Below are 6769 nucleotides of genomic sequence, written 5' to 3' on the forward strand. Positions count from 1 at the left end.
GGACTTGTGGATGCCGGTACGGCGACGCTGCGTCTCCAAGGCCTGCTCAGCCTCGTCGCGGTCGGCATCGTGGACCTCGGAGCAGACACGGTACTTCGGGGTCAGCAGTACTGGCATGTGCGAGCGCGAATCGACCGCGCCGAACGGCACGTGCTCGATCGGCACGCCGAAGAAGCCGGCGAAGCCGAGCGTCTGTGCCTTCGGGCAGATGGTCTCGAACGAGCGGCGCACGACCTCGGAGCGCACGTCGATGCAGAACGCGGCCTGGATCACCGGACGCTGGGCCGTCGGGCTCTCGCTGTGCGCGGCGGGACCGTTGCGCATGTCCGCCATGAGCTGGCGCTGATAGCTGAGCTCGAACGCGGTCAGCAGGATGTGCTCGATGTCCTGCGGCTCCGGCGTTGGCTTGGCGGCCGGCTTGCCGTGACTCAGGCGGCGGCAGACCTCGCGCCAGCGCTTCCGGAGGTCCGGGCTGGCCTTGTGCTCGTAGACGAGCACGTCCCAGGCGAGGCGGATGGCCAGCAGCTCGACGATGGTTTCGTCCTCGCCGCCGATCAGCTCCTGCTCCCAGCGAAGCAGGCGGGCCCAGGCGGCCCAGCCGCCGATGTCCATCAGCGCGGCGTGCATGTAGTCGAGCTCGGCGTCGGCCGGTATGCCGAGGCGGCGGATCGCCGACTCGATGCAGTCGCGAGGTGACTCCGGCAGCGCCTTCACCCGGGCGCGCATCCCGTTCTGGCCCATCATCGTGGTGCTGTAATCCATGGCGGCGAAGCGGCGCCATGATTCATAGAGCGACATGCCCTGCCAGGGCCGCTTCCAGGTGGCCTGGCCCATGTCGAAGTAGGCTGCGCAATGATGGCTGATGCGCTCGACGACGAAGCTCGACCAGTCGTCGGCATCGAGGTCATCGAGCACCGAGGTCAGCAGTGGCACCTGAGCAGACTGGGGTGCGGACTGGGGTGCAGCCTGGGATGCCAACAGAGGCGCAGACAGCGGTGCGGATTGGGGCGCTGACGGCGGTTTCGCATCGACCGCTGCCGCTTGCCGCAGATCGGCGGCGCTAAGATCGCTGCCGCAGCGCGCCGCGGCCGCGCTAAGGTCCTCGTCGGTGATGCGCCCGGCCTCGATCTGCTCGCGGTAATAGCTGCGCGGCATGTACATCCGTGCGCCGGCGATGCGCCGCATGGTCTCGGCAGCCTGCTCGAAGCGCTGGTCGCGCAGCCCGTGGAACGGGTTGACGGCGACGAAGCGGTCGAGCGGCCAGACCGGAGCGATGCGATTGCAGGCGGCGTCGATCTGCTCGGGCAGCGGCGCCGGGGTCGGGTCGGGATGGGACGTCGGGGTCATCGAGATCGCTGCGTTGCCGTCGGTTTCAGCACGTACCGGCTGGCGTGCGAGGGTCCGGTCATCGATGCGGTTGTCTTGCATGTTTATCATTTCTGCTCCTCGCGGTTCAGGTCAGGCCAGTGCTTGCGCAGGCTCGCGGCGGATGGGCCAGAGACGGGCGATCAGGCGGGTCACCAGGATGTCGACGTAGAGGCCGTTGTAGAGGTGCATCTGGATCGCCTGGCGGATCGGTCCCTGGATGCGGGTGAATAGGTGCTGCAAGGTGATCAGCCCGATGAACACCGCGATCACGGCCAGGCTCAGGCCCATGTCGAAGGCGTTGAAGCCGGCCTCGACGGGGGTGATGCTGCCGGCGATCGCGTGCTCGAAGGCGGTATGCAGCCCGAAGTAGGCGAAGCAGACGAAGGCGCCGATCGCGGTCGCCCGCAGCAGCAGCTTGGCGTTGTCCTCGAGTACCAGCGCCTGCAGCAGAAGCTGGGCGACGGCGATGGCGACGATGGCGCCGGTCACGATCAGGGCCGGTTGATGGGTCGGGTCGATGCCGAACGCGAAGCCGGCGATCAGCGCCATCAACAGCGCGCCTTGGAAGGCCACCAGCCAATGCCATGCCTGCGGTGCGCCGGCGTTGAACTGCAGTGCCGGGGCGCGGAAGCCATCGACGCTGCTGCCGGAGGCGAGGAACGCGTGCGCCTTATAGAGCGAGTGCGCGACCAGGTGCAGCAGCGCCAGGCTGTAGAGTCCGAGACCGGCCTCGAGCAGCATGAAGCCCATCTGGGCGGAGGTCGACCAGGCCAGCGACACCTTGATGCTGGTCTGGGTCAGCATCACCAGCGACGCGATCGCGAGGGTGGTGAGGCCGATGATCGCAAGGCCATCCAGCGCGGATCCCGATGCCGACATGATCGGGCTCATCCGGATCACCAGGAACGCGCCCGCGTTGACGATACCGGCGTGCAGCAGGGCCGAGACCGGTGTTGGGGCCTCCATCACCTGGAGTATCCAGCCGTGGAACGGGAACTGCGCGCACTTGAGCGCGGCGCTGATGACCACGAGCCAAGCGGCCCAGTGTAGCGCGGCAGGTAGCGGACCCTCGAGCGCGGCCATCGCGGCATAGACCGACTGGAAGTCGAGCGTCTGCAGGGTGCCGCCGATCAAGAGCACCGCGATCAGCAGGCTGGCATCACCGATGCGGCTGAACACAAACTTCTTGTGTGCGGCCATCAACGCGGCCGGGCGCTCCGGATAGAACACCAGCAGTCGGTGCAGGCAAAGGCTGGTCGCCATCCAGGCCAGCGCGAACATCAGCAGGTTGCTGGAGACGATCAGGGTCAGGATCGACGCCAGGGTCATCAGCATCCACTTGTGAAAGTGCCCCTCGCGCGCCTCGCCTGCCATATAGTTACGCGAGTAGGTCGAGACGATGGCGCCGACCAGTGCGACGAGGCTGAGCATGATCACGGTGACACCGTTGACCAATACGCCGATGGCAAAATCGCCGAGCCCGAAGGGGAGGCCAAAGGAGAAGAAGGTGACGGTCTCCGGAGCTCCGAAGCCGTGCCCGATCAGACTCATAATGGCGAGGGCAAAGGCGAGCCAGGCGGCGCCGTTGGCCGCGCGGGCCATCAGTGCGCCATGGCGATTCGCCGTCTCGCCCGGCACCATGGCGGTCAGCCAGAGCGCTAGCGGTGCCGCGACAGCGGCAGTGGTGACGAGTGTCGATGACATCTGCTCCTCCCGGGCCAAGGCCCATTGGTTGTCGGTGCAGGCATAACCTAGTGCTCGGCTCTGGAAAGTAAAAATCTATGGTTTCGATAAAATACATCACGAATATCTATGGATAAGCGGCCTAAACGGCCTCAGGCTGCCTCTGCGGGAGCGCAAGCGGCCTCCGTCAATGTCGGCGGCGAGCTCTGGCTCAGCGTCGGTGAGGTCGCCTTCCTGGGCGAGGCGCGGATCGGGCTGCTCGAGCAGATCGGCGAGCGCGGCTCGATCACCCAAGCCGCCAAGGCCGCGGGGGTCAGCTATAAGGCCGCCTGGGATGCGGTCGACGCGATGAACAACCTGGCGCCCACGCCGGTGGTCTCGACCGCGACCGGTGGCCGTGGCGGGGGTGGGGCACGACTCACCGACGAAGGGCGGCGTCTGATCCAGGCCTATCGCACCATCTCAGCCGAGTACCGGCAGTTCTTGGAGAGCGTGAACGCGGCGCTGGGCGATCGGGAGGCCGGGGTGGCGATGCTGCAACGATTGGCGCTGCGTACCAGCGCCCGTAATCAGTTCATTGGCCAAATCGTCTCCGTCACCGCGCGACCGGTGGATGCCGAGGTCGAGATCGCGATCCAGGGTGGAGTGCGGTTGCGTGCAGGGGTGACCAATGAGAGCGTCGAGTGTCTTGGGCTCAAGCCCGGGCGCCCTGTCTGGGCGCTGATCAAGGCCGTGGCCGTGCGGATCGAGTCCGAAACCGCCTGCGCTGGCTCAAGCATCGGCACCCGCTCGAGACCTAGCTCCAGCGTCGGCACTAGCCTCAACCACGGCGCCAGCTCTAGCTCCAGCTTCGGTTCCATTTCAAGCCCAAGTTCCAGCTCCCGTCATGTCACCCGCACCAGCATCTCCGATGCTGGTCTCAATCGGCTCTGTGGACAGGTTCAGCGCATCACCCGCAGCGATGGCCCGGCCGAGGTGGTGATCGCACTTGAAGCCGGCATTACGATACGCGGTCTGATCGATGCCGAGCGTCTGGAGCCGCTCGGGATCAGTGAGCACACATCGGCCTGCGCACTGTTTGAGCCCGAAAGCGTGATCATTGGCGTGAGCGACTAATAGGATGCCCTGAAATCAGAACAAAAAGCTCCACTTCCGCATCTTGATGACCTGCTCAGCGGGGTTGTCTGATGTTGTTGACGCCACTCACCTCGAGCCCATGATCCGAAGCTATATCTACGATGCACTGATCCTCAGACTCACTTCCCAGTGGTACGCGGAGGTGCTCAGGCGCCTACCCGAGGGCGCAGCGATGCTGGACGTCGGCATCGGCACTGCTGGGGCCCTGCTCGCGAACGCCGATCTGGTCAAGCGCAAGGGGCTGCGTGTGACCGGCATCGATATCGATGCCGACTACGTCAAGAGCGCCCAGCGAAGGCTGCGGGATTCCCCGCTAGCGAAGAGCGCCGAGGTCCGCCTCGAATGCGTCTACGATCACCAAGGCGGACCCTACGATGCCGTCTATTTCTCCGGGAGCTTCATGCTGCTTCCCGAGCCAGAGCAGGCGCTACGGCATTGCTCGGCGTTGTTGAGCGAGGACGGACGTCTTTACCTTACCCAGACCATTCAGATGCGACCCGACCGCTGGATGGAGATCCTCAAGCCTATGCTGAAGCGGGTGACGAGCATCGAGTTCGGTCGGGTGACCTATGAGCCTGAGCTCAGGGCGCAGATCGACGCTGCCGGACTGGAGCTTGAGGAGCTAACGACCTTGGCGCGTCACGGGAGCCGGGCGTTTTGCATTGCCGTGGCCAAGCCTGTGAGCAGGCTCCAAGCTAGTCGGCTAAACTGAATCTAGATTCTGATATCGCTGACCTTCTTGGAGGCTGTCTATGATCGACTGGTCCAATTGCGCTGCAGTCGAGCATGATCCTGAGCGGCTCAGCGACGCCTGGGTTTTCCGGGGCACTCGAGTACCGGTGACAGCTCTGTTCGAGAACTTGAAGGATGGGGCCCAGCTCGTCGAGTTTGTCAGTTGGTTCCCGGGCGTCACGCTCGCGCAAGCGCGTGCCGTTCTGGAGCACGCGGCTAGGTCGTTGGAACCAGCAGAATCTCTCGGGTCGTGCAATTGCGATCCTCGTTCTGAACACGACCAGTTGGCCGCGGATTAAACGAACTGGCTCGATGATCGCGGAGGCTCTTTCACAGATTTCCGCAGGTGATTACCTGGAACTTGCTATCCCTGACGAAACGGCGCCGTAGCGTTGAAGAACCGGACTTGCACATCCCGCGGTGGCGCTAAGTGCGGCGCCGTCGTCACCAGTAGCCGCGCACCGGCGCGGGCGTAGTCTTCGGCATTCTTGGCGTTGATGCCACCCGCGGCGCCAACCACGGCCTGTGAGCCGCGCGCGGCGAGCGCTGCGACGGTCTCGGCCACCTGCCCGGTGGTGAATTTCTCCAGCTGCAGCACGTCGGCCTCGGCCCAGATCAGCGCCTCCTCGGGTGTCGCCACCTCGACCACGACCCGCTTCTCTGGGCACTGTCGACGGAGCCGGGCCAGCGTCTCCTTCGGCGGCTCGTCGCCGAGGAACAGCCGATGCTCGGCGAAGATCAGCAGTGTCTCCGAGAGACCGTTGCGGTGCATCACGGCACCACCGGCCTTGAAGGCCTTGACCGCGAGCCGGCGGTTGCCGGGCACATTCTTGCGCGTACCGGCCACCATCGCGTTCGGATCACCGCGCCGCGCGGCGGCGACGATGGCGGCGGCGCTGCTGGCGATGCCACCACACCATTCCATCAGCGTCTGCGCCGTCTTCCAGCCTTGATGCAGCGCGCCGGCGCTGCCGTGCGCCTCGAGCAGCAGGGTTTCTGGCACGGCCTCGGTGCCGGAGGCCACGCGCGCCTCGGCCTCGGCGCCGCAGAGCTGGAACAGCCGCACCGCCTCCTCGACACCGCAGACGGTCATCGGATCGCGGGCGAAGAAACGGATGCTGCCGGTCTTGGCGCTGATGGCGAGTGATTCGGTGGTCAGATCGCCGAAGGGGACATCTTCCGCCAGAAGCTGCTGGAGGGCCTGGTCGCCGAGCACCGGCGGGTTGAAGTTAGACATGGTCAACATCGATCGGTTTGGGTTGGGAACAAGACATCGTCGTTGTTTAGCATTGTCGTGAAGAAGACAGCGAGGGCTGCTAGGGCGGATTGCACCGCTAGTGTGCAAGTGGCGCGACGACCTTCGCATTGCGCTATATCCTGGTGCATACTGCGCTTTGGGTGCCGCGCGATTAAGCGGGTACACCAAGGATCACTAAGGGCGCCTTGATCACCGCGGTTGCGTCGACGCCTTCTTCGAGTCCTAGCGCATCGCAGGCGGCATGGGTAATGGTTGCATGGACGCTGTCCCCGGATCCCAGGCCAATGCTGACCTCGGCATGAATCGGCCCTTTTTCCAAGGCCGTCACCTTGCCTTTGAGACTGTTTCGGGTTGAGAGGCGAATGTCTGCATCGTCGGTCATCACCAGCACGGACGATGCTTTGATGAGCGCAATGGCTTCAGCTCCTTCTTTTAGATTCAGCGACTTGACGCTCTCATTGGTGACGATGGCAACGATCTGCTGTCCACCGGGCAGGGTCACCAAGACCTCCGCGTTAACGACACCCAAGGTGACCTGTGCCACCTTGCCGCGGAACTGATTACGGGCGCTGATCTTCATGCTGTTTCCTC

At 64.6% G+C, this 6769-nt stretch carries 7 protein-coding genes; 3 read left to right on the forward strand and 4 right to left on the reverse strand.

The genetic code is table 11. The features are described 5' to 3' along the window. Together ACY693_RS12560 and ACY693_RS12565 are read right to left on the reverse strand one after the other, a co-directional pair. A partial coding sequence (locus tag ACY693_RS12560; RefSeq protein WP_462322174.1) for a putative inorganic carbon transporter subunit DabA occupies window positions 1-1347 on the reverse strand: 1347 nt, incomplete at its 3' end. 111 nt (window positions 1348-1458) lie between these two features. Further along, window positions 1459-3072 carry an NADH-quinone oxidoreductase subunit L gene (locus ACY693_RS12565; RefSeq protein ID WP_462322169.1) on the reverse strand — a complete coding sequence of 538 codons (1614 nt, stop codon included), beginning with the start codon at window positions 3070-3072 and terminating at the stop codon, window positions 1459-1461. Window positions 3073-3180: 108 nt separating this feature from the next. On the opposite strand from ACY693_RS12565, the gene ACY693_RS12570 reads away from it, so the two are divergent. The 3 genes from ACY693_RS12570 to ACY693_RS12580 all read left to right on the forward strand — a co-directional run bounded on the left by ACY693_RS12570 (window position 3181) and on the right by ACY693_RS12580 (window position 5219). Then, a complete protein-coding gene (locus ACY693_RS12570; protein WP_462322170.1) occupies window positions 3181-4167 on the forward strand; it encodes a TOBE domain-containing protein in 987 nt (328 codons plus the stop codon). Window positions 4168-4270: 103 nt separating this feature from the next. Further along, entirely contained in the window at window positions 4271-4900 is a 630-nt protein-coding gene (locus tag ACY693_RS12575) for a class I SAM-dependent methyltransferase (RefSeq protein ID WP_462322175.1), read from the forward strand. 40 nt (window positions 4901-4940) lie between these two features. After that, window positions 4941-5219 (forward strand): DUF433 domain-containing protein, encoded by a 279-nt coding sequence (locus tag ACY693_RS12580; RefSeq protein WP_462322171.1) that lies wholly within the window; start codon window positions 4941-4943, stop codon window positions 5217-5219. A gap of 65 nt (window positions 5220-5284) precedes the next feature. Here ACY693_RS12580 and modD read toward each other — a convergent pair whose 3' ends face one another. Beyond that, a complete protein-coding gene (modD, locus tag ACY693_RS12585; protein WP_462322172.1) occupies window positions 5285-6157 on the reverse strand; it encodes a ModD protein in 873 nt (290 codons plus the stop codon). A gap of 172 nt (window positions 6158-6329) precedes the next feature. Next, window positions 6330-6769, reverse strand: a 440-nt coding sequence (locus ACY693_RS12590; protein WP_462322173.1) for a TOBE domain-containing protein, incomplete at its 5' end; no start/stop codon positions are given.

Source organism: Halochromatium sp., from assembly GCF_054919635.1.

Excerpts from the sequence above, each read along its gene's own strand:
- ACY693_RS12565 (WP_462322169.1), bottom strand. The coding sequence starts at position 3,072 with ATGTCATCGACACTCGTCACCACTGCCGCTGTCGCGGCACCGCTAGCG.
- ACY693_RS12570 (WP_462322170.1), top strand. The coding sequence starts at position 3,181 with ATGGATAAGCGGCCTAAACGGCCTCAGGCTGCCTCTGCGGGAGCGCAA.
- ACY693_RS12580 (WP_462322171.1), top strand. The coding sequence starts at position 4,941 with ATGATCGACTGGTCCAATTGCGCTGCAGTCGAGCATGATCCTGAGCGG.
- modD (WP_462322172.1), bottom strand. The coding sequence starts at position 6,157 with ATGTCTAACTTCAACCCGCCGGTGCTCGGCGACCAGGCCCTCCAGCAG.